This is a genomic window from Vibrio paracholerae, from assembly GCF_037672085.1.
Classification (GTDB): Bacteria; Pseudomonadota; Gammaproteobacteria; order Enterobacterales; family Vibrionaceae; genus Vibrio; species Vibrio cholerae.
In genome coordinates this window covers 724,840-745,078 of record NZ_JBBHLM010000002.1, presented here as the reverse complement: position 1 = coordinate 745,078, position 20,239 = coordinate 724,840, and the positions used below count along the sequence as shown (strand labels likewise).

The window sequence follows — 20,239 nt, the reverse complement described above, 5'->3', positions numbered from 1 at the left end:
CCAAGATAAAGTGGCAAGTATTATCAGCAGCTAAGAAGATTAAGGGCTGTGTTACATGCGAGTTAAATTCAGTTGGGTATTGGCATTGCTGCTCGTCGGCTGTCAATCCCCCCAACCTGTGGATACGACCACATCAGATGACTACCAAGTAGAGACCCCATCAACGGAGTCTGTACAGGTTAAGCCAAAGCGTAAGCCGCCTTCAACTGCTACACTTGCTGCACAGGCTAAAGAGCCTGAGAGTATGGCAGAAAAGGCAGCACTCTCGCCACAACAGCAAGGGGACATGTGGCAGAGAATTGTTATGCAGTTTCAACTCAAGGTGCCCGATAATCCAAGCGTAGAAAAGCATCGCCAATGGTTTATTAAAAATACTAACCATATTGAGTCCGTCACAGCTCGCGCTGAGCCTTTCCTCTATTTATTGTCTGAAAAAATGGAGCAGAAGGGTTTACCACTCGAATTGATCCTTATTCCATTTTTAGAAAGTTCCTTTGACCCATCAGCTCAGTCGCCGAGTAATGCAGCGGGTCTTTGGCAATTTATCTCTTCAACAGGCAAACTTTATGGCTTAAAACAGAACTTTTGGTATGACGGGCGCATGGATGTAGAAGCGTCAACGGATGCTGCTCTAAATTATTTTACTCGGCTTAACAAACATTTTAATGGTGACTGGTATCTAACGCTTGCCGCATATAATAGTGGTGAAGGACGTGTCGATAGAGCCATTCAAGCCAACAAAAAAGCTGGTAAACCAACCGATCTATTTTCTCTCAATCTACCGAAAGAAACCATGGATTACGTTCCCAGAGTATTAGCTTTGGCAGATGTGATAGCCAATAGTGAGAAATACGGCATCAGTTTACCAACGATTGATAATAGCCCAGCCCTTAGGCGCGTAGATCCCAAAGAGCCTCTAGATCTCGCGATTGCTGCTCATTATGCTGGTATGACAGCTAGAGAATTGAAGAGCCTAAATCCGGCTTATCGTCAATGGGCTACCGCCCCAACAGGCCCCCACCATTTACTAATTCCATTAAATAATGCAGGTCGTTTTGAACAGGCAGTGGAAGAGAATCGCGGAAAAGATATTCGTTTAGTCCGCTATAAAGTCAAATCAGGCGATACTCTCGGTACGATTGCCGCTAAGTACAATACTAACATGGCCGTAATAAAGCAGGCCAACCAACTCAAGAGCAACCAAGTTAAGATTGGAGACTCATTATTAGTACCAACTTCAATTAGCACTAATAAAAACGCTCAACGTCTTGCGGCAGCACCCGCCACAAATTCAACCAAAACTCCGCGTGGGCAATACCAAGTTAACCATACTGTCGCCTCAGGGGAGAGTTTGTGGAGCCTAGCCAAGCAGTATAATGTTTCATCTCAACAGTTAGCGCAGTGGAATAACTTATCAACCAAAGAAGGACTACGAAAAGGACAAAAACTGGTTATCTGGAAAGAGACAAAGCAGAACTCGATACGCTCTGTCGTCTATCAAGTTCGCTCTGGAGATACGCTGAACGGTATTGCAAAACGTTTTAAAGTTAAAACCAGCGACATTAGTAAGTGGAATGAACTGTCCACAAACCAGCTTAAAGTGGGCCAAAAGCTAAAAATTCAAGTCGATATGGCAAACTTTACCAGCCCAGTCGTAGATCCCATGCTAGTTGATTAAGGTGAAACTGATTAACATTGGATTATGATCAGAAGCGTCCGATATGGGCGCTTCTGCTTTTTCAAGCTGCAATCCACGATAGAAGACATGATCTAATGGCAAGCCATTGATAAACGTCGTGCGGTTATCTGGCGAAAAGCGCACTTCTTGCAATCCTACGGAGGCAAGCTGAGTACTCAGCAGCGCCATACGCGCCTCGCTCCAACTGTTAAAATCGCCCGCCACAATCACAGGGCCAGTAAAATCACGCAGCTCATCCAGTAGTGCGGTCAACTGCTGTTGATACTCTTGGGTGCCATAAGTGAAGTTGACTGCGTGCAGATTGACTACGGCTAACTCTTGCCCATCACTTAAACGATAACGTGCGTAGATCGCCGATTTAGGCAGCCTCAACCACGGTTCAAGCTGAGTATAAGCACAAGCCATGGTTGGCATCACTTTAGCGAGATTAATTACTCCAGCCGCCTCTCCGAACGCTTCAAAAGCTCGAGCTTGGGTGCCATCCCACCCTAATTGATGAATCCACTCTTTAAACGCAGGCGTCATATTGGCCTCTTGCAGCAAGAGTAATTGCTGGTCACGACTCAATTCGGTGAGCTGCGTTGACCAATTGGCACGATTTTGTTTATAGATATTCCAAACGAGCAGATTGAGCTCTCCATCAAGATCCAAAACTTCAGACTGCGGATGTTGATAGCACAACAGCGGTTCGCCTTGCTGATTACGCCCTATAGTGACTAATTCAGGTTGAGTAGGAATCGTGAAGATAGACCAGAAAGCGGTCAGTCCCGCCGCCGCTATCAACAATGGAGCCATCCAGTAACGTTTTTTCATTCAGTTACCCTCAAAACAAAATAAGGAGCCTTAGCTCCTTATTATTAAGTAATCGGACGGATGCTTAAATTGCATCTTCATCCTCTTCACCGGTACGAATACGTACCACACGCTCAACGTTAGTGATGAAGATTTTACCATCACCAATCTTACCGGTTTGAGCCGTTTCAATGATGGTGTCGACACAGCGATCCGCCACATCATCGGTGACCACAATTTCTAGCTTCACTTTAGGCAGGAAATCGACCATATACTCAGCACCGCGGTACAGTTCAGTGTGTCCTTTCTGACGGCCAAATCCTTTGACTTCAGACACTGTCATACCTGTGATGCCGACTTCGGCCAACGCCTCGCGGACATCGTCGAGTTTAAACGGCTTGATGATGGCTTCGATTTTTTTCATGTTCATCCCTTAAACGACTGTCAGTGCTCGGCATTATCTGTCAGCCATAACCAACAATCAACCAAAGTGCTTGAGTAATTTTTCCTTTTGTTACTCAAGCCACTATAGACTTTTCCTTGCTCCTAAAGCCATCTTCATCAGCTTACGCCATGACGACACTTAGGCTGGCAGTAAGTTTTTATCGGCTAAACAGAAAGGATAATCCTCAGCAAGCTCACTGGGTGGGCAGTTAATCACTTGTTCATTATTGAGGCCGCAATCACGCATATAAATCAAGGTCGCAAAGCTATCGATCACATGGGTTGGATAGATAGGCCCGGCATCACGGTACGCTTCCATGAGCGGGAGATGGTCATTTTGATAGCAAGCAATTTTTTCAGGCTCATCAACAATCCAACGAGGAAAGTAAATAGCGCCATGCACGACATAATCCTCTAAGTTTAAGGTGAGAGCGACGCTGGTTCCGGTTGGCTCAGCCCAAGAAACCCGATAAATGGCCGCCCCAACTCGTGAGATATGCACGGTTTGATCTTTCACCCATCGCCCACCAACAATCCCAGAATGGACTCGATAATCTATGGTGGTCGCATTTTTCACATACAGCTCATAACGCCAACCCTGATCATAGTTATAGATAAAACTCTTCCCTAAAAATCCACTTAAATCATTTCGTTCAAATCTCATGGCCGCTCCTCTACGACAGGTCATCATGACGATCGGGATCATTCCCACGCATTGAGAGCATAAATTATTGAGATTGGTTGCAATCAAAAGTGAAATGAATGTGAGATTTGTATGCTGTGCCACAACAATGCACAGATAAAATGCACGGATAAAAAGAGTGAAGGCTGAAAAAGGCAAAAAGTCCGCAGATAACACTCGCGAACTTTAGGTGTGGGCACGTATTCATTGATAGGTGCCAAACGAAGCATAATAGAAGTTATTCCCGAACGACTTGGCACTGCAGGTAGGCAGTAAGTCGGTTCATCTCCATGAGCATAGGCACACTATGTGATAGAGATGAACGAACCTAGCCAACACCGCTGCCGCTTTAAGTACGAAGCGGATAATGATCACTTCAAGCTGGCGTAATAAGCAGCCAGATTAGCAATATCTTCATCACTGAGCATCATGGATTGCGCTTGCATCACTGCAGCCAAGCCACCTGTGCGCTCTTTATTTTTGTAAGCTTTAACGGAGCTAATCAAGTATTGCTCACTCTGCCCTTTAAGATTTGGGTAGCCGGGAATAACGGCAATACCATCCATGCCGTGGCACGCTGCGCAAACCGCGGCTTTCGCTTGCCCAGCAGCCACATCCCCCGCCAAAGCGGCACCAGACACAACACAGCCACCCAAAGCGAGGGCTATAACCATTTTGTTCATTGCTTTACCCATGTAATTATCCCTATAGATTATGTGTGGTTATGAATTTATTTTGGCACATAATCATGAGATTTGAACCAAACCAACTCACAATCTTGCCCACTCCAATCACGATCTACGAATAAATCCGCGACACACACCACTCTATCTCGGTACATGAGGATGGGGGTTTGCCGTCGCAGCCAACTCGGCACACCATATTCTTGAAACAGTTTTTTGAGTTTGCGCGAACCCACCCGCCCAACCGGACAAGCCTCTAGCCCTTGTGGATCAAAGCTAACCCATAATTGACTCTGATCATCGGGCAGCTTGATGTTGCCACCCGCCTTGCTGGTCAACTGAATATGACCTAGACCTTGCGGCAATAGCAAATATTGCTCAGGCACCAAGCCACTGCGCCAACCAGAGAGATCAATCTCTGGTGGCACAAGGTACAGACAGTGCTGAAAACGGCGCACCTCAATCTTGTTCAACTTTAATTTTGGATTGGCATCCTCACTCGCCAGCGCCACTTCACACCAAATACGTTCCGTGTGCTGACGACTCGGCATCGGTAGCCTATGGTGTGCAAACCAAGCTCGGATCAGTTGTCGGCGCATCCCCTCACTGCCCTCAGCCAGAACGGCGATCGACAATCCGCCCTCAGCAGTGATCGCCTTTTTTAATGCTTCAGCTAAAAACTCTTGCAGCAGCGCTTCTTGTTCTGCACACAGCTCAGCACTACGTTGCACAGCTTGGCGAATGCTCGGCCAGCGCTCGGTAAGTATAGGTGTCACCTGATGGCGTAGAAAATTGCGCTCGTAGCGGATATCTGCATTACTTTCATCGATAACCCAAGTGAGTTTGTGCTGCTTGGCATAGGCTTCAATGTGTTGACGTGAGACGGTTAATAGAGGGCGGAGCAAATGTCCCTCGGCAAACGGGGCATAAGCAGCCATTGCGGCCAGCCCTTTTGGGCCACTGCCGCGCTTTAATGCGAGTAAAAAAGTTTCCAGTTGATCGTCAGCATGCTGCCCAAGTAACAACAGTGTCTGCGCATTCACATGCGGAGCAAGGACTCGATAACGCGCCTCTCGCGCCAGTTTCTCAATACTTTCACCACTTGCCACATCCAGCTGTACATATTCGATTTGACATGCCATTCCAACTTCACGACAACAGCGTTGGCAATGCTGCGCCCACTGATCGGCGTTCGGACTCAACCCATGATGAACATGAACCGCGTCCACATCCCAACCAAACTCATCACGCCCATACGCCAGAAGGGCAAGCAGTACCCGCGAATCCACACCGCCGCTCAGGGCGAGAAGGAGTTTGCGAAAAGGATAGTGAGCTAATTGCTGCACAAAGTGGAGATAGAGATCGTCCATAAACCACAGAGAGTTGAGAAAAGTGGCTCAAGTTTACCCCTTGAGCCTAGAAAAGCCAAAGGGTTGACCTAAGCCAACCCTTTCTATATGTGGATATTCCACCGCTACTGCGCGATGAAATAATCAACAGTAACCGTAGTTCATCAAACGTTGATAACGGCGCTCCAGCAAGTTTTCGTGATCCAGTGCATCCAGATCGGCCAACTGACGCAGTAGCGTGGCTTTGACATTCTCTGCTGTCTGTTTATGATCACGATGCGCACCACCCAGTGGCTCTTCAATGATTTCGTCAATCAATTCCAGCTCTTTCAAACGTGGAGCAATCAGACCCATCGCTTCTGCCGCTTGTGGCGCTTTATCAGAATCACGCCACAGAATAGACGCACAACCTTCTGGTGAAATCACTGAGTAGGTTGAGTATTGCAGCATGTTCACATAGTCACCGACACCAATCGCCAACGCACCACCAGAGCCACCTTCGCCCACCACGTTACAGATGACTGGCACCTTCAGGCCTGACATCACCTTAAGGTTTTTGGCGATCGCTTCCGACTGACCGCGCTCTTCTGCACCCACACCTGGGTATGCGCCCGCGGTATCAATGAAAGTGATGATAGGCATATTGAAACGCTCAGCCATTTCCATCAAACGCAGCGCTTTGCGGTAGCCTTCTGGCTTTGGCATACCAAAGTTACGTTTCACTTTTTCACGAGTTTCACGACCTTTTTGGTGACCAATCACCATGACCGCACGCCCTTCAAGACGTGCAATACCGCCCACGATCGCTTTGTCATCGGCATAGGCGCGATCGCCCGCCAGTTCATCAAACTCAGTAAAAATGTGTTTGAGATAATCCAGCGTATAAGGACGTTGTGGATGACGCGCCAATTGCGCGACTTGCCATGCACCTAAGTCACTGAAAATCTTCTTTTTCAGCTCAAGGCTTTTCTTCTCAAGCTGTTCTAGCTCTTTATCCAGATCTACGGATGCGCTTGTGCTGTGACGAGACACATCACGCAGCGCCTGAATTTTCGTTTCCAGTTCGACAATCGGTTTTTCAAAATCAAGAAAATTGAGGCTCATCTATCGATCCTTTGTGACTCAGCCATGCCACTCTCAGTGCGCACTGGCTGAATTTTAGTTAAATTCGAGTTCTACCTGATCATGACCAAGTAGCTGCTTTAATTCGTCTAACAATGTATCGCTTGGCGTGACTCGCCACTCTGTGCCTAACGTCAGGCGCGCTCGCGCATCAGGGCGCTGGTAGTATACATTGACAGGTACGGTTCCTGCGCGGTGAGGTTCTAGTATGTGACTAAAACGCTCAAAAAATTGTTGATCAATCTGCGACTGTAAAATCGAGATCGATAAACCGCGGGCAAATTTTTCACGCGCGCTGCCCAAGTCCATGACCTCGCGCGCCGACATTTTAAGTCCGCCATTGAAGTCATCAAAGCTGACCTGTCCGGAAACCACCAAAATTTTATCTTTTTCTAACCATTCTGCATACCGATCGAGTGCTTCCGAGTAAAGCATCACTTCCATACGGCCCGAACGGTCATCTAAAGTCATTAAACCAATTCGCGTGCCACGTTTGGTGGTCATCACCCGCGCTGCAATCACCAATCCGGCAACGGTTAAGGATTGATCACGCCGGGTTGGTGCGGCTTCATTCAAACGGCAACTGGTGTATTTGGTGAGCTCTTTCAGGTATTCATCCACCGGATGGCCGGTGAGATAGAGCCCAAGCGTCTCGCGCTCCCCTTCCAAACGCACTTTTTCTGGCCATTCTGGCACTTGCGTGTATTTCTGCTCGACTTCTTCTGGCGCATCCGTGAGTACGCCGAACATATCCGCTTGTCCAAACGCTTCCGCTTGGTGATGTTGGCTTGCCGCACGCACCGCATCATCCACTGAGGCCATCATGGCTGCGCGATGTGGGCCCAATCTATCCAGCGCGCCAGCCAAGATCAGTTTTTCAATTACCCGTTTGTTGACCTTTTTCAGATCAATCCGCGCGCAGAAATCAAACAGATCTTTGAAATATCCCCCTTTGTTGCGAGCTTCCAAAATCGCTTCAATCGGGCCTTCACCCACCCCTTTAATTGCGCCGATACCATAAACAATCGCGCCATTGTCATCGACGTTAAAGCGATAAAGACCCGAGTTGATGTCCGGTGGCAACACGGTCAACCCCATGTTTTTACACTCATCCACTAGACCAACCACTTTTTCCGTGTTGTCCATATCCGCGGTCATTACCGCCGCCATAAACTCGGCTGGATAGTGGGTTTTCAACCATAAGGTTTGGTAAGAAACCAGCGCATAAGCGGCAGAGTGCGATTTGTTAAATCCGTATCCGGCGAATTTTTCCACCAGATCGAAGATTTTCATCGCCAACTCACCATCGACGCCATTTTTCTCCGCCCCTTCTTGGAAAACGGCGCGCTGCTTAGCCATCTCTTCTGGCTTTTTCTTACCCATTGCACGGCGCAGCATGTCTGCCCCACCCAAGGTGTAACCCGACAGCACCTGCGCGATCTGCATCACCTGCTCCTGATAGAGGATGATGCCGTAGGTCGGCTCTAGGATCTCTTTGAGCGATTCATGTTGCCACTTTTCATCCGGATAAGAGATGGCTTCTCGGCCATGCTTACGGTCGATAAAGTTATCCACCATGCCCGATTGCAGCGGCCCCGGACGAAACAGCGCCACCAGAGCGATGATGTCTTCAAAACAGTCGGGTTGCAGTCGCTTAATCAGCTCTTTCATACCGCGCGATTCGAGCTGGAATACCGCGGTGGTTTTGGCATCTTGTAGGTTACGGAAAGAGCGCGCATCGTCGAGCGGGATCGCCTCTATCCGAATTGGTGGTTTGCCCGCCTTTTTCAAGCGTGGGTTCACTAAGCCCAAAGCCCAGTCAATAATGGTGAGCGTACGCAGCCCCAAGAAGTCAAATTTGACCAGACCAGCGGTTTCTACATCGTTCTTATCGAACTGAGTAACCGGGAAGTTACCTTCAGCATCGCAGTAAATCGGCGCAAAATCGGTGATGGCGGTGGGTGAAATCACCACGCCCCCCGCGTGCTTGCCGGCGTTACGGGTACAGCCCTCCAGAATACGACACTTGTCGATCAGCTCTTTGACTTCTTCATCCGCGTCATACAGCTCTTGCAGTGCAGGCTCAGCAATAAAGGCTTTTTCGAGCGTCATGCCCGGATCGGGTGGCACTAATTTGGAAATGCGATCGACAAAACCGAACGGATGACCAAGCACGCGCCCCACATCACGAATCACCGCTTTCGCCGCCATAGTACCGAAGGTGATGATTTGTGATACCGCATCACGACCATACATTTCCGCTACGTGATCAATCACTTGGTCACGCTTATCCATACAGAAATCGACGTCGAAGTCGGGCATGGAGACCCGCTCTGGGTTTAAGAAACGCTCGAACAGCAGATCGTATTCCAGCGGATCAAGGTCGGTGATTTTCAGTGCATACGCTACCAATGAGCCCGCCCCCGAGCCCCGTCCCGGACCGACTGGAATATCGTTATCTTTTGACCACTGGATAAACTCCATCACGATCAAGAAGTATCCGGGAAAGCCCATCTGGTTAATCACATCGAGCTCGATTTGCAAACGCTCATCGTATTCAGGGCGACGCTTGGCACGAACTTCTGGATCTGGGAAAAGAAATTCGAGTCGCTCTTCCAACCCTTCGCGAGATTTCATCACCAGAAAATCTTCAATCGCCATCCCGCCCGTTGGGAAGTTAGGTAGGAAATATTCGCCCAAACGTACGGTCACGTTACAACGTTTGGCAATCTCGACACTGTTGGCTAACGCTTCTGGAATGTCCGCAAACAGCTCACACATCTCCGCTTCGCTGCGCAGATACTGCTTCGGACTGTAATTTTTTGGACGGCGTGGATCTTCCAGCGTATAACCATCGTGAATCGCGACTCGGATTTCGTGGGCTTCAAACGACTCTTCAGTGATAAATACCACTTCGTTGGTTGCCACGACGGGCAAGTCGTACTGCTCTGCCACATCCAGCGCAAAATGTAAGTAGCTCTCTTCATCGGCACGGCCAGTGCGGATAAGCTCTAGATAGAAATGATCGGCAAAGTGAGTTTGGTAAAACTCAATGCATCTTTCTACTTGTTGTTGGTTGCCTTTGAGTAATGCGCGCCCCACTTCGCCACTTTTGCCTCCCGAGAGCACAATCAGCCCTTCGGCATGCTCGACCAACCACGCTTTATCAATCACAGGTTGATGCTGGACATGGCCACGCAAATAGGCTTTAGAAATCAATAAGGTGAGGTTTTTGTAACCGACATTGTTTTTAGCAAGCAAGGTCAGTTTGGTCAGCTCATCACCGAACTCTTCCGATTGCAAAGTAAAGTCGGCACCAATGATCGGCTTAACCCCGCAGTTATGCGCGGTGCTGTAAAACTTCACCAAGCCACACAGGTTGGTGAAATCGGTCAAGGCCATTGCGGGCATGCCCATTGCCGCCACTTTTTTCACCAATGGCGGGACTTTGGACAAACCATCCACCATAGAGAAATCACTGTGTATACGTAAGTGGATGAACTTTGGGTCTGACATGCAAGGAGTATCCAAATCTTAGGAAACGCAATTGCGCTCTATTCTATACCAAGAGCACGTTTTACTGGGCCAAAACTTTTACGGTGCTGCTCAATCACCCCATGCTGCTCAATGGCAGCAAAATGCGCGGCGGTTGGGTAACCTTTGTGCTTGGCGAAACCAAACTGAGGATATTGCTTATCCAGCGCTTCCATCTCTTGGTCGCGGATCACTTTGGCAATAATCGAAGCGGCACTGATTTGCGCGACACGCAGATCGCCTTTAACCACGGCTTGCGCCTCAATTGGGAGCTTGGGAATTTTATTGCCATCAATCAATACCAAATCAGGCTGAATGCGCAACCCTGCGACGGCGCGCTGCATTGCAACCATGGTGGCTTGGAAGATGTTCAGCTCATCAATTTCTTGCGGTGAACAGCGCCCCACAGCCCAAGCTAAGGCTTTTTCCTGAATCTCAGGAAACAGGGCTAAGCGTTTTTTCTCACTGAGCTTTTTGGAATCATTCAAGCCCCTAATCGGCCGATTAGGGTCAAGGATCACCGCTGCCGTGACGACATCCCCCACCAGTGGGCCGCGCCCGACTTCATCCACTCCAGCAATCAAGGCATAACCTGCAGGAATCTCAAAGGGAGGCAGCTCAATGCTTGGTTTCTTCGCCATGGTATGTTCTCAATCTGGTTAATGTTATTTCTGAATCAAATGCAGCACAGCTTGCGCCGCTTGCTGATCCGCATCTTTACGGATCCATTGATGCATTTCGGTAAATTTGTCCATCAAGGCTTGGTTGTCGCTTTCGAGTAAACGGCTCACTTCATGGTAAAGGTTGTCGACGGTGCAATGCTCTTGCAGCAGCTCTTTCACCAGTTCCTCTCCAGCCAAGATGTTCGGCAAAGAGACATACGGCGTTTTCAGCAGACGTTTGGCCAAAAAGGCCGTAAAGGTATTCACGCGATAACCGACCACCATAGGGCGTTTAAGCAGCATGCACTCCAAGGCTACCGTGCCGGAGGCAAGCATCACCGCATCGGCTGCCGTAATCACATTGCGCGCGGTATCATCCACCAGCACAAAATTCAGCTCAGGAGCGACTTGTTGCCAAGCCTGTTCAAATTGCGCACGACGTTTGGCATTCACCAAAGCCACCACAAAGCCAAGATCTGGATAGCGCGCCTGCAGTTTTTGACAGGTGGCGATAAAAGGCTCCGCGAGCATCTTCATTTCACTGCCACGACTGCCCGGCAAAACGGCTAACCAGCGGCGCTGCTCATCCAGACCAAGCAGTTGGCGAGCGGCTAACTTATCGGACGCTAACGGGATCGAATCCGCCAAGGTATGACCGATAAACTCACAAGGCACATTGAATTTGTCGTAAAACGCTTTCTCAAATGGAAGAAAGGCCAGCACTAAATGCGTCGCTGCGGCAATGCCATGAATGCGGTTTTGTCGCCACGCCCACACTGATGGACTGACGTAATGTACGGTTTTGATCCCCGCTTGTTTAAGGCTCAGCTCAAGGCGTAAATTAAAATCCGGCGCATCGATACCCACGAAAACATCCGGCGGATTGGCGGTGAAATACTTAACCAGCTCGGCTTTGACTTTCAGCAGGCGTGGCAAGCGGCCAAGCACTTCCACTAAACCCATCACGGCCAACTCTTCCATATCAAACAGAGATTGACAGCCAAGTGCGTTCATTTTCGGCCCACCGATGCCCACAAACTCAGCATCTGGGTAACGAGCACGTATCGCTTTGATAAAGCCTTCGCCTAAGGTGTCGCCAGAGAGCTCCCCAACAACTATGCCAATCCGTAATGGTCTATTCACGGTTTCCTCCGCAGTTCATCATGCGCTGATCGATACTCAAGCCTTCGCCACTTGGGTGGTATCTCCCCTGTCTTGACACTCGCCAGAGTACAAAAATGCAAAAGATCGCTGAGTCAGCAGCGATCTTTAAATAGTTTGGTTAGCTCACTCACTAAACAAATTAGCGAATAATGCCACGCTCAGATTTCTCAAGGAAATCGAGGAACAGTTTCACACTAGGGTACTGCTCAGCTTCTTGGGCAATCTCAGCCTTGGCTGCTTCAAGAGTCAAACCATTGCGGTACAAGGATTTGTAGGCACGGCGAATCGCATGAATTTCCGCTTTATCAAAGCCACGGCGTTTTAAGCCTTCCACATTAATACCAAACGGTGCACAGTGGTTACCTTGCGCCATCACGTACGGTGGCACATCTTGCACCACAATAGAGCCGCCACCCAGCATACAGTGATCGCCAATATGGCAGAACTGGTGAATGGCGGACATGCCCCCCACAATCGCTTGGTTGCCCACTTTGACGTGACCCGCTAAGGTCGCGTTGTTGGCAAAAATACAGCGATCGCCAATCACACAGTCATGCGCAACGTGAGCGTTGATCATAAATAGGTTGTCGCTACCCACGATAGTGATGCCTTTATCTTGCACTGTACCGCGGTGCATGGTGACGCTTTCGCGAATCGTATTGCGATCACCAATGATGAGCTGCGTATCTTCACCGGCGTATTTCAGGTCCTGACACGCTTCACCAATTGAAGCAAACTGGAAAATCCGGTTGAAGCGACCGATTTTAGTTGGCCCCTTGACCACAACGTGCGACAGCAGCTCAGTGCCTTCACCGATCTCGACTTTGCTGTCGACAAAACAGAAAGGACCAATCTTAACGTTGGCACCAATGATAGCGCCCTCTTCCACGACAGAAGTTGGGTGAATTTGTGCAGTTTCGTGAATCATCTTAAAACTCTCGACGTGCGCATTTCAGTTGAGCAGAGCAGACCACATCACCATCGACCTTGGCCACGCCGTTAAACAGCGCGATACCACGACGCTCTTTAAGGAATTCAACTTCAATCATCAGTTGATCTCCCGGTGTCACTGGCTTACGGAACTTAGCTTCATCAATGCTGGCAAAATAGTACAGTTCATTCTCTTTTGGCGCACCAAAGGTTTTGAACGCCAACAGACCAGTGGCTTGAGCCATGGCTTCTAAAATCAATACACCGGGGAAAACCGGCAGTTGTGGAAAGTGACCCGTAAACTGAGGCTCATTCACTGAAACATTTTTCAAACCAATCAGGTATTTACCTTCTTCATAGTCGGTCACGCGATCAATCAGTAAAAATGGATAGCGGTGAGGCAGAAGCGATTGAATTTCAGTGATATTCATCGTTTTCTTATCAGTAGTCAAAGTCATCATCCTGTTTATAAATAGAAAAATAAGGGAATACCCAACAGCGAAAAGACTCGCAATGTGCGAGCCTTTGAAACTAGCTGATTAAGCTTGAGAGTTATCGGGCTGTACCGTGTCGGATTGCTCAAGCAACTTTTCTAAAGCTTTCAGTCGCTTATGCATATCTTCAATACGGTGTACGCGAGCGGCCGTTTTACGCCACTCTTTATTGGTTTGCAGAGGAATACCCGAAGAGTACATCCCCTTCTCCTCAATACTGCGCATCACCATACCCATGCCAGTGATGGTCACGCCATCAGCAATCTCGATATGGCCGTTAATCACGCTAGCGCCACCAATAATACAGTACTTGCCAATGCGTGTACTGCCGGCGATGATGGTACCACCCGCCAGCGCGCTACCATATCCGATGTGCACGTTGTGAGCGATTTGCAGCTGATTATCGATGATCACGTTATCTTCAATCACCGTATCATCCAGCGCGCCGCGATCGATGGTGGTGCAAGCACCAATCTCAACGCGATCACCAATACGTACAGAGCCAAGCTGCGGAATTTTAATCCACTCGCCACGCTCATTAGCATAGCCAAAGCCATCAGCACCAATCACGGTTCCAGATTGAATCAAACAATCTGAGCCGATTTCCACTTTGTGGTAAATCGTTACATTAGCCCAAAGCTTAGTGTTATCGCCCAAACGCGCTTGTTTACCGATAAAACAGCCAGCACCAATCACCACGTTATCGCCAAGCTGAACACCTGACTCAATGACCGCATTTGCCCCAATCGAAACGTTGTGGCCTAACTTTGCATCTTCAGCAATCACAGCACTCGGTGCAATACCGTGTGCAGGAGAAGGAGTTGAATCCAGCGCCTGAGCCACTTTAGCGAATGCAACATACGGATCGGTAACCACCAGAGCGTTACTCGGACAGAGTTCTCGCTCACTGGCTTTCACCATGATCACCGTGGCTTTACAATCACCTAAGTGCTTACTGTATTTAGGATTAGACAAGAATGTCACATGTCCAAGCTGTGCCTTATCCATAGGCGCAACGGCACTGACCAGTGCTGTTGGATCACCGAACAACTCCCCCCCGGTGATAGTAGCCAATTCGGCTAAAGTGAGTGTGGTCATAATTTTCGATTATTTAATGGCTTTAATAACTTTCTCAGACAGATTGTGTTCTGGCTTACCGTATTGCATTGAGCTCGTGTCTAGCACGATGTCGTAGCCTTCTTTCTCAGCCACTTTTTTCACTGCATCTTGGATCACTTTAAACAGTTTTTGCTTCTCTTCGGCTTCACGACGAGCAGACGCTTCTTCTAAAGCTTGCGCTTTGATCTTGTATTTGCTGTCCAATTGACCGATTTCGATACGTAGTTTTTCTACCTCATCTTGTCCCATCAATTGACCATCACGCTTAAGCTTTTCGATTTTGGTTTTGGCATCTGCTTGAATAGATTGCAGTTCCGCAGCTTTATCTTTGAACTCATTTTGCATCTTTTGCAAAACGACTTCACGTTGCGGCAGCGCTTGGAACACTTGCGCAGTATTGATGTAGCCAATTTTCTGCGCAGCTTCAGCCGCATTCGCAATCATTGATGAGCTAAGAATAATTAGGCCAATGCCTGCTGCTTTAATCATGTTGTTCAAAATATGTTCCTCTCCTAGAAGGTTCTTCCAATAGTGAAGGTGAAGAATTCTTCTTTATCACCCTCATACTTTTTAATCGGTTTAGCCAATGAGAAAACTAAAGGACCCATTGGTGAGACCCATTGTAGTGCCACACCATAAGATGAGCGGTACTTACTTGGGTCTGAGTAGTCGTAATAATATTGATCTCCGTAATCTGCTCGACCACGGTAATCAAATTCAGTATCCCAAACACTCGCCATATCGTAGAACACACTGGTCCGAACTTGGCTACGAGCCTCATCAGAAGCAAACGGTGTTGGGACAATCAGTTCAACACTCGCTAAAGCAATCGCGTTTCCGCCAACTGAATCTTTAGTCGCTGTATCTGAGCCATTGTTTGAACCCGAGTAGTCACGGTATACCGATCTTGGACCTGCTGAGTTTGACCCAAAACCACGTAATGAGGTAAAGCCGCCCGCATAGAAGTTCTCATAAAACGGGAACAAGTTATCTTTTCCATCCGTTTGACCATAGCCGTTACCGTAGCCTAAACGCCCACGCAGCAGTAAGGAAAACTCATGTTTCTTGGTCAACGGGAAATACTGACGAACATCATATTGCAGCTTAAAGTACTGCGCATCCGACCCAGGCACTGTCATTTTGTAGAAAGCACGCTGATGGTTACCCGCCGTCGGGAAGTAGCCGCTATTGAGGTTATTACGTGTCCAAGATAAGTTGATATCGAAGTCATCGGTCAGCAAATTACCGTTAGAATCGATGTTACTTGCCTGCGCAGCAAGGAAGTTCTCCACTTGCAGGTAAGGCGTTAAGTTACCAATCTTGTTGTGGGTGTACCCAATACCAAACTCAAATCGGTTCAATTCATCAAATGGGAAACCCCAAGTCAAACTGGTTCCGTAACTTTCGTTGGTATAGTCAACAATACCTGCTTCAGAAGCTTCAAACTGGTTATAGAAAACTTTGCCGCCCAAGCTGACACCATCGAGGTTCCAGTAAGGATCTCGATATTCTAGAGTCAAGTTTTTCTGATATTTATTGGTCATCGCATTGACACCAACACGGTTACCCGAACCTAAGAAGTTGTCTTGTTGCAGACCGACTTGGAAGCTCACCCCAGATTCAGTGCCGTAACCGACACCGAAGTTGACGTTGCCTGAGTTCGCCTCTTTTACGCTGTAAACGAGATCCACTTGGTCTTCACTACCCGGCACACGCACCGTTTGTACTTCTACTGTTTCAAAGAAGCCTAAACGATTGAGACGAGTCTTACCGGTTTCGATGTCTTTTGAGTTGAGCCAAGAGCCTTCCATCTGACGCATTTCACGGCGTAAAACTTCATCACGAGTGCTGTTGTTCCCCACAAAACGGATATCACGCACATAAACACGTTTACCCGCTTCGACATGAACCACCAGTGACACTTGCTGCTTTTCGTCATCAAACTCAGGAATGGTGCGCACTTGTGGATAGGCGTAGCCAGATTCCCCAAGCACTTTCTTAACACTCTCTTCAAGTCTAGTCACCGCAGAACCGTTATAGGTTTCGCCGATTTCAAATGGGATAAGAGAAGTAAACTCGGCCTCTTTACCCATCAATTCACCACGGAACTGCACTTTGCTCACCGTGTACGGCTCACCTTCATTCAAGTTCAGCGTGATGTACACGCCCTTTTTATCGGGAGAGATGGCCACTTGTGTGCTATCAACCTGAAACTTGAGATAACCACGATCCAGATAGTAAGTGCGCAGCGCTTCAATATCGCCAGCCAACACTTGCTTCTTGTACTTATCATCGGCGAGGAAATTCCACCATGCGACATCGACGTTAAGGTTAAAGCGTGACAGTAACTCTTCATCGCTAAACACTTGGTTGCCGATAAAGTTGATCTGTTGGATCTTAGCGGAAACGCCCTCAGTAAAGACAAACTTAAGGTCAGCACGGTTGCGCGGTAATGGGGTTACTACCGCTTTCACGGTCGCGTTATATTTACCCACGCTGTAGTAAAAATCTTCTAAGCCTTTTTCAATATTGCTAAGTGTCGTGCGATCCAAGGCTTCGCCAACTCGGATGCTGGAAGCCTCCAAGTTTTGCTTGAGTTGCTCATCTTTGATCGCTTTGTTGCCAGAAAACGACACGCTCGCAATGGTCGGGCGCTCTTTGACTTGTACCATCAAGGTATTACCATCGCGCAATACTTTGACATCCTCAAAGTTACCTGAGGAATAGAGCGCTTTGATGATGTTTGCTACATCTTGCGAATCGACACTGTCACCGACTCGAACGGGCATTTTCAGCAATGCAGCACCCAAAGCGACCCTTTGCAGGCCATCAATCTGAATATCCTGTACCACAAATTTTTCGGCACCATTCGCCGACACGCTCGTGGCAAGCAATGTCGCGAGCAGAATCTGTTTCATCGCCATATTGTTTTGAGTTCTTCCTTACTGCAACTCTTGCCTAATGTTTATCAATCACAGGCGAGTAAAATCGTTAAAGATTGCAACGGCCATTAAAGAGAAAATGATGGCACCACCAATCCGGTAACCCATTTCCTGCACCTTTTCCGGAACAGGGCGACGGATCACCGCTTCAATCATGAAAAATAACAGATGGCCACCGTCGAGCATCGGCAGTGGCACCAAGTTGATAATGCCAAGGTTGATACTGATCAGAGCCAGAAAGCCTAAAAAGTACACAAAACCGTAGTCAGCTGTGGTGCCTGCGCCTTTAGCAATAGAAATTGGTCCGCTGAGATTATTCAATCCAACATCACCCACCAACAGTTTTTTCAACATGCTGACCGTTAGGTCAATCACTTGTCCGCTTTTTTCAACCGCTTTACCAAGCGACTCAAATACACCAAATTGCAATTCAAATCGATAGTTTTGCGGCCATTCTGCGACTTTTGGTGCGATTCCAGCAAAACCAATCACTTTTCCTTGCGAAAGCTCACGGCTATCAGGAATCAAAGTGAGCTCAACTTGTTGTCCTGCTCGCTCAACCAAAACAGCGATAGGCGCGTTAGGATGACTTTGAATCGCATTGACCACTTGTTGCCAAACCTCAACTGTTTGCCCATTGATTTGCAATACAGTATCACCGACTTGTAACCCCGCACGCTCACCAGCACCTTGCGCAGAAACATTGGTCAGCTGATTGGAAATCTCAGGAGTAAAAGGTTTAAAGCCAAGCGCCCCCATAGCAGACTCTGTTTCTGGGTCAAAGTTCCACTCACGTAGATTTATTGTCTTAATTTCATTCAATTCCACACCTTCAGCGGACGAGACAGTGATCGTCATAATGTCATCGCCGATATGGCCAATTAAGCCCATATTAACCGATTCCCAATCGGGAGTGTTGACGCCTGAAACCGCTTTGATCTCCATGCCTGGCTCAAGGCCCGCTTGAGCCGCAATCGAGTAAGGCGTCACTTCGCCAATCACAGGTTTAACCGCAGGTACGCCTATTATAAACACCAGCCAATAGGCAAAGATCGCGAAGAGGAAGTTAAAAATGGGGCCAGCACTCACTATGGCAGAGCGTTTCCAGAGTGATTGCTTATCAAATGCCATGGTTTGCTGTTCAGCAGGAACATCATCCACTCGGCCATCAAGCATTTTGACGTAACCACCGAGTGGGATCATCGATATCGAGTATTCTGTACCGTCATGACCGACACGTTTCCAAATCGATTTCCCAAAACCGATAGAAAATTTCTCAACTTTCACACCGCAACGTCTGGCAACCCAGAAATGTCCGAACTCATGCACTGCGACGAGAATGCCCAGCGCAATGATGAAGGCGATAAAATTCCACAATATGTCGGTCATGCTTGGCGCTCTTTGAGTACTTGATGGGCAAAATGCCGAGCCATTGTATCTAGCTCAAGCAGGCTTTCCAAGTCACGGCAATGTAACTGGGTGTTGGTCGCACAGACTTTGGACAATACCTGATCATTGATTAGCGCAATGTCAGTAAAACGTATTTTCCGCTTTAAAAACGCGTCAACAGCCACTTCATTGGCCGCATTGAGCGAGGTTGTCGCATGTTGGCCAAGAAAACACGCATCCATCGCTAATTGCAAGCACGGGTAGCGCGCAAAATCGACCTCCATAAAGGTCAGTTGCTGCAAACGCGTAAAATCGAGTGCAGGCACTCCTGCGGTCACTCGCTCAGGATAAGCCATAGCATAGGAGATTGGCGTTGCCATATCCGGCTCGCCCAACTGAGCAATCACCGAACCATCTTGGTATTGCACCATAGAATGGATCACCGATTGAGGATGGATGAGCACTTTGAGCTGTTCTCGTGACGTGTTAAATAGCCATTTAGCTTCAATGTATTCGAGGCCTTTGTTCATCATGGTCGCGGAATCAACCGAAATTTTCGGTCCCATTGACCAGTTTGGATGAGCAATCGCCTGCTCAGGAGTCACGCTATCTAAGGTCGCAAGGTCGCTGTAGCGGAAAGGGCCGCCTGAGCCGGTGAGCAAAATATAGTCGATACCGTGTTGAGATAAATCACAGCGCCCCAACTGAGTTTGGATTTCAGTCGGCAGACATTGGAAAATCGCGTTGTGTTCACTATCCACCGGCATTAATTCAGCGCCAGATTGTGCGACAGCATCAATAAACAGCTGCCCCGACATGACCAATGCTTCTTTATTGGCAAGTAACACCCGCTTACCGGCTTTCACCGCCGCCATGGTAGGTAACAAGCCTGCAGCCCCAACAATGGCCGCCATCACGGTATCCACGTCATCCAGCGCCGCGACTTGGCACATCGCCTCTTCGCCGTACAGTACTTCGGTCGCCATCGCTTGGCTTTTGAGCAAGCCTTGTAGCTCAGATGCTGCTGACGCCGTTGCCATAACGGCATATTTCGGCTGCCACTGTTGGCATAGCTGGTACATTTTGGCCACGTTGACCCCAGCCACTAACGCAACAATGGAAAACTGCTGTGGATTTTGGGCTATCACCTTAAGGGTACTGGCTCCAATCGAACCAGTGGCACCTAAAATGGTTAGTTTACGCATAGTGAAGATCGCTGTTATTCACATCAGGC

The 20,239-nt window shown here is 48.3% G+C and carries 17 protein-coding genes; 1 reads left to right on the top strand and 16 read right to left on the bottom strand.

Annotated features, from left to right (window positions below; translation table 11 throughout):
* Positions 1–55 precede the first annotated feature (55 nt).
* On the top strand, positions 56–1,678 hold the full coding sequence (locus R4537_RS08710) for a LysM peptidoglycan-binding domain-containing protein (protein ID WP_002032746.1): 1,623 nt from the start codon (positions 56–58) through the stop codon (positions 1,676–1,678).
* Here the strand turns inward: R4537_RS08710 and R4537_RS08705 are convergent.
* From R4537_RS08705 to ispC, 16 genes are all read right to left on the bottom strand, one after another.
* Positions 1,667–2,512, bottom strand: a complete 846-nt coding sequence (locus R4537_RS08705) for an endonuclease/exonuclease/phosphatase family protein (protein ID WP_002032748.1) — start codon at positions 2,510–2,512, stop codon at positions 1,667–1,669. The genes R4537_RS08710 and R4537_RS08705 overlap by 12 nt on opposite strands.
* 64 nt (positions 2,513–2,576) lie before the next feature.
* A complete protein-coding gene (glnB, locus tag R4537_RS08700) occupies positions 2,577–2,915 on the bottom strand; it encodes a nitrogen regulatory protein P-II (RefSeq protein WP_000717795.1) in 339 nt (112 codons plus the stop codon).
* Positions 2,916–3,074: 159 nt separating this feature from the next.
* On the bottom strand, positions 3,075–3,599 hold the full coding sequence (locus R4537_RS08695) for a phenolic acid decarboxylase (protein WP_001210057.1): 525 nt from the start codon (positions 3,597–3,599) through the stop codon (positions 3,075–3,077).
* Positions 3,600–3,988: 389 nt separating this feature from the next.
* Positions 3,989–4,312: a c-type cytochrome gene (locus tag R4537_RS08690; protein ID WP_071179153.1), complete on the bottom strand. Its 324-nt coding sequence runs from the start codon at positions 4,310–4,312 to the stop codon at positions 3,989–3,991.
* 35 nt (positions 4,313–4,347) lie between these two features.
* The gene (gene tilS, locus R4537_RS08685) at positions 4,348–5,670 is read right to left on the bottom strand and encodes a tRNA lysidine(34) synthetase TilS (RefSeq protein WP_071179154.1); all 1,323 of its coding nucleotides are present in this window, start codon (positions 5,668–5,670) and stop codon (positions 4,348–4,350) included.
* 123 nt (positions 5,671–5,793) lie between these two features.
* Positions 5,794–6,753 (bottom strand): acetyl-CoA carboxylase carboxyl transferase subunit alpha, encoded by a 960-nt coding sequence (accA, locus tag R4537_RS08680; RefSeq protein WP_071179155.1) that lies wholly within the window; start codon positions 6,751–6,753, stop codon positions 5,794–5,796.
* Between the two features lie 54 nt (positions 6,754–6,807).
* Positions 6,808–10,287, bottom strand: a complete 3,480-nt coding sequence (gene dnaE, locus R4537_RS08675) for a DNA polymerase III subunit alpha (protein WP_071179156.1) — start codon at positions 10,285–10,287, stop codon at positions 6,808–6,810.
* Positions 10,288–10,325: 38 nt separating this feature from the next.
* The gene (gene rnhB / locus R4537_RS08670; protein ID WP_032481847.1) at positions 10,326–10,946 is read right to left on the bottom strand and encodes a ribonuclease HII; all 621 of its coding nucleotides are present in this window, start codon (positions 10,944–10,946) and stop codon (positions 10,326–10,328) included.
* Positions 10,947–10,970: 24 nt separating this feature from the next.
* A complete protein-coding gene (lpxB, locus tag R4537_RS08665; protein WP_032481846.1) occupies positions 10,971–12,110 on the bottom strand; it encodes a lipid-A-disaccharide synthase in 1,140 nt (379 codons plus the stop codon).
* A gap of 160 nt (positions 12,111–12,270) precedes the next feature.
* Positions 12,271–13,059: an acyl-ACP--UDP-N-acetylglucosamine O-acyltransferase gene (lpxA, locus tag R4537_RS08660; protein ID WP_000581103.1), complete on the bottom strand. Its 789-nt coding sequence runs from the start codon at positions 13,057–13,059 to the stop codon at positions 12,271–12,273.
* A gap of 1 nt (position 13,060) precedes the next feature.
* Positions 13,061–13,492, bottom strand: a complete 432-nt coding sequence (gene fabZ / locus R4537_RS08655) for a 3-hydroxyacyl-ACP dehydratase FabZ (protein ID WP_001027757.1) — start codon at positions 13,490–13,492, stop codon at positions 13,061–13,063.
* A 108-nt stretch (positions 13,493–13,600) separates the two neighbouring features.
* Positions 13,601–14,653, bottom strand: coding sequence for a UDP-3-O-(3-hydroxymyristoyl)glucosamine N-acyltransferase (lpxD, locus tag R4537_RS08650; RefSeq protein ID WP_071179157.1), 1,053 nt, complete (start codon positions 14,651–14,653; stop codon positions 13,601–13,603).
* 9 nt (positions 14,654–14,662) lie between these two features.
* Positions 14,663–15,172: an OmpH family outer membrane protein gene (locus tag R4537_RS08645; protein WP_071179158.1), complete on the bottom strand. Its 510-nt coding sequence runs from the start codon at positions 15,170–15,172 to the stop codon at positions 14,663–14,665.
* Between the two features lie 14 nt (positions 15,173–15,186).
* Positions 15,187–17,598 (bottom strand): outer membrane protein assembly factor BamA, encoded by a 2,412-nt coding sequence (bamA, locus tag R4537_RS08640; protein ID WP_001240964.1) that lies wholly within the window; start codon positions 17,596–17,598, stop codon positions 15,187–15,189.
* Between the two features lie 48 nt (positions 17,599–17,646).
* Positions 17,647–19,005 carry a sigma E protease regulator RseP gene (gene rseP, locus R4537_RS08635; RefSeq protein WP_071179159.1) on the bottom strand — a complete coding sequence of 453 codons (1,359 nt, stop codon included), beginning with the start codon at positions 19,003–19,005 and terminating at the stop codon, positions 17,647–17,649.
* Entirely contained in the window at positions 19,002–20,210 is a 1,209-nt protein-coding gene (gene ispC, locus R4537_RS08630) for a 1-deoxy-D-xylulose-5-phosphate reductoisomerase (RefSeq protein ID WP_071179160.1), read from the bottom strand. Before ispC ends, rseP begins: the two co-directional genes overlap by 4 nt.
* Positions 20,211–20,239: the final 29 nt, after the last annotated feature.

Coding starts and splice junctions, on each gene's coding strand:
- R4537_RS08710 (WP_002032746.1), top strand. CDS start 56: ATGCGAGTTAAATTCAGTTGGGTATTGGCATTGCTGCTCGTCGGCTGT.
- R4537_RS08705 (WP_002032748.1), bottom strand. CDS start 2,512: ATGAAAAAACGTTACTGGATGGCTCCATTGTTGATAGCGGCGGCGGGA.
- glnB (WP_000717795.1), bottom strand. CDS start 2,915: ATGAAAAAAATCGAAGCCATCATCAAGCCGTTTAAACTCGACGATGTC.
- R4537_RS08695 (WP_001210057.1), bottom strand. CDS start 3,599: ATGAGATTTGAACGAAATGATTTAAGTGGATTTTTAGGGAAGAGTTTT.
- R4537_RS08690 (WP_071179153.1), bottom strand. CDS start 4,312: ATGGGTAAAGCAATGAACAAAATGGTTATAGCCCTCGCTTTGGGTGGC.
- tilS (WP_071179154.1), bottom strand. CDS start 5,670: ATGGACGATCTCTATCTCCACTTTGTGCAGCAATTAGCTCACTATCCT.
- accA (WP_071179155.1), bottom strand. CDS start 6,753: ATGAGCCTCAATTTTCTTGATTTTGAAAAACCGATTGTCGAACTGGAA.
- dnaE (WP_071179156.1), bottom strand. CDS start 10,287: ATGTCAGACCCAAAGTTCATCCACTTACGTATACACAGTGATTTCTCT.
- rnhB (WP_032481847.1), bottom strand. CDS start 10,946: ATGGCGAAGAAACCAAGCATTGAGCTGCCTCCCTTTGAGATTCCTGCA.
- lpxA (WP_000581103.1), bottom strand. CDS start 13,059: ATGATTCACGAAACTGCACAAATTCACCCAACTTCTGTCGTGGAAGAG.
- fabZ (WP_001027757.1), bottom strand. CDS start 13,492: ATGAATATCACTGAAATTCAATCGCTTCTGCCTCACCGCTATCCATTT.
- lpxD (WP_071179157.1), bottom strand. CDS start 14,653: ATGACCACACTCACTTTAGCCGAATTGGCTACTATCACCGGGGGGGAG.
- bamA (WP_001240964.1), bottom strand. CDS start 17,598: ATGGCGATGAAACAGATTCTGCTCGCGACATTGCTTGCCACGAGCGTG.
- rseP (WP_071179159.1), bottom strand. CDS start 19,005: ATGACCGACATATTGTGGAATTTTATCGCCTTCATCATTGCGCTGGGC.
- ispC (WP_071179160.1), bottom strand. CDS start 20,210: ATGCGTAAACTAACCATTTTAGGTGCCACTGGTTCGATTGGAGCCAGT.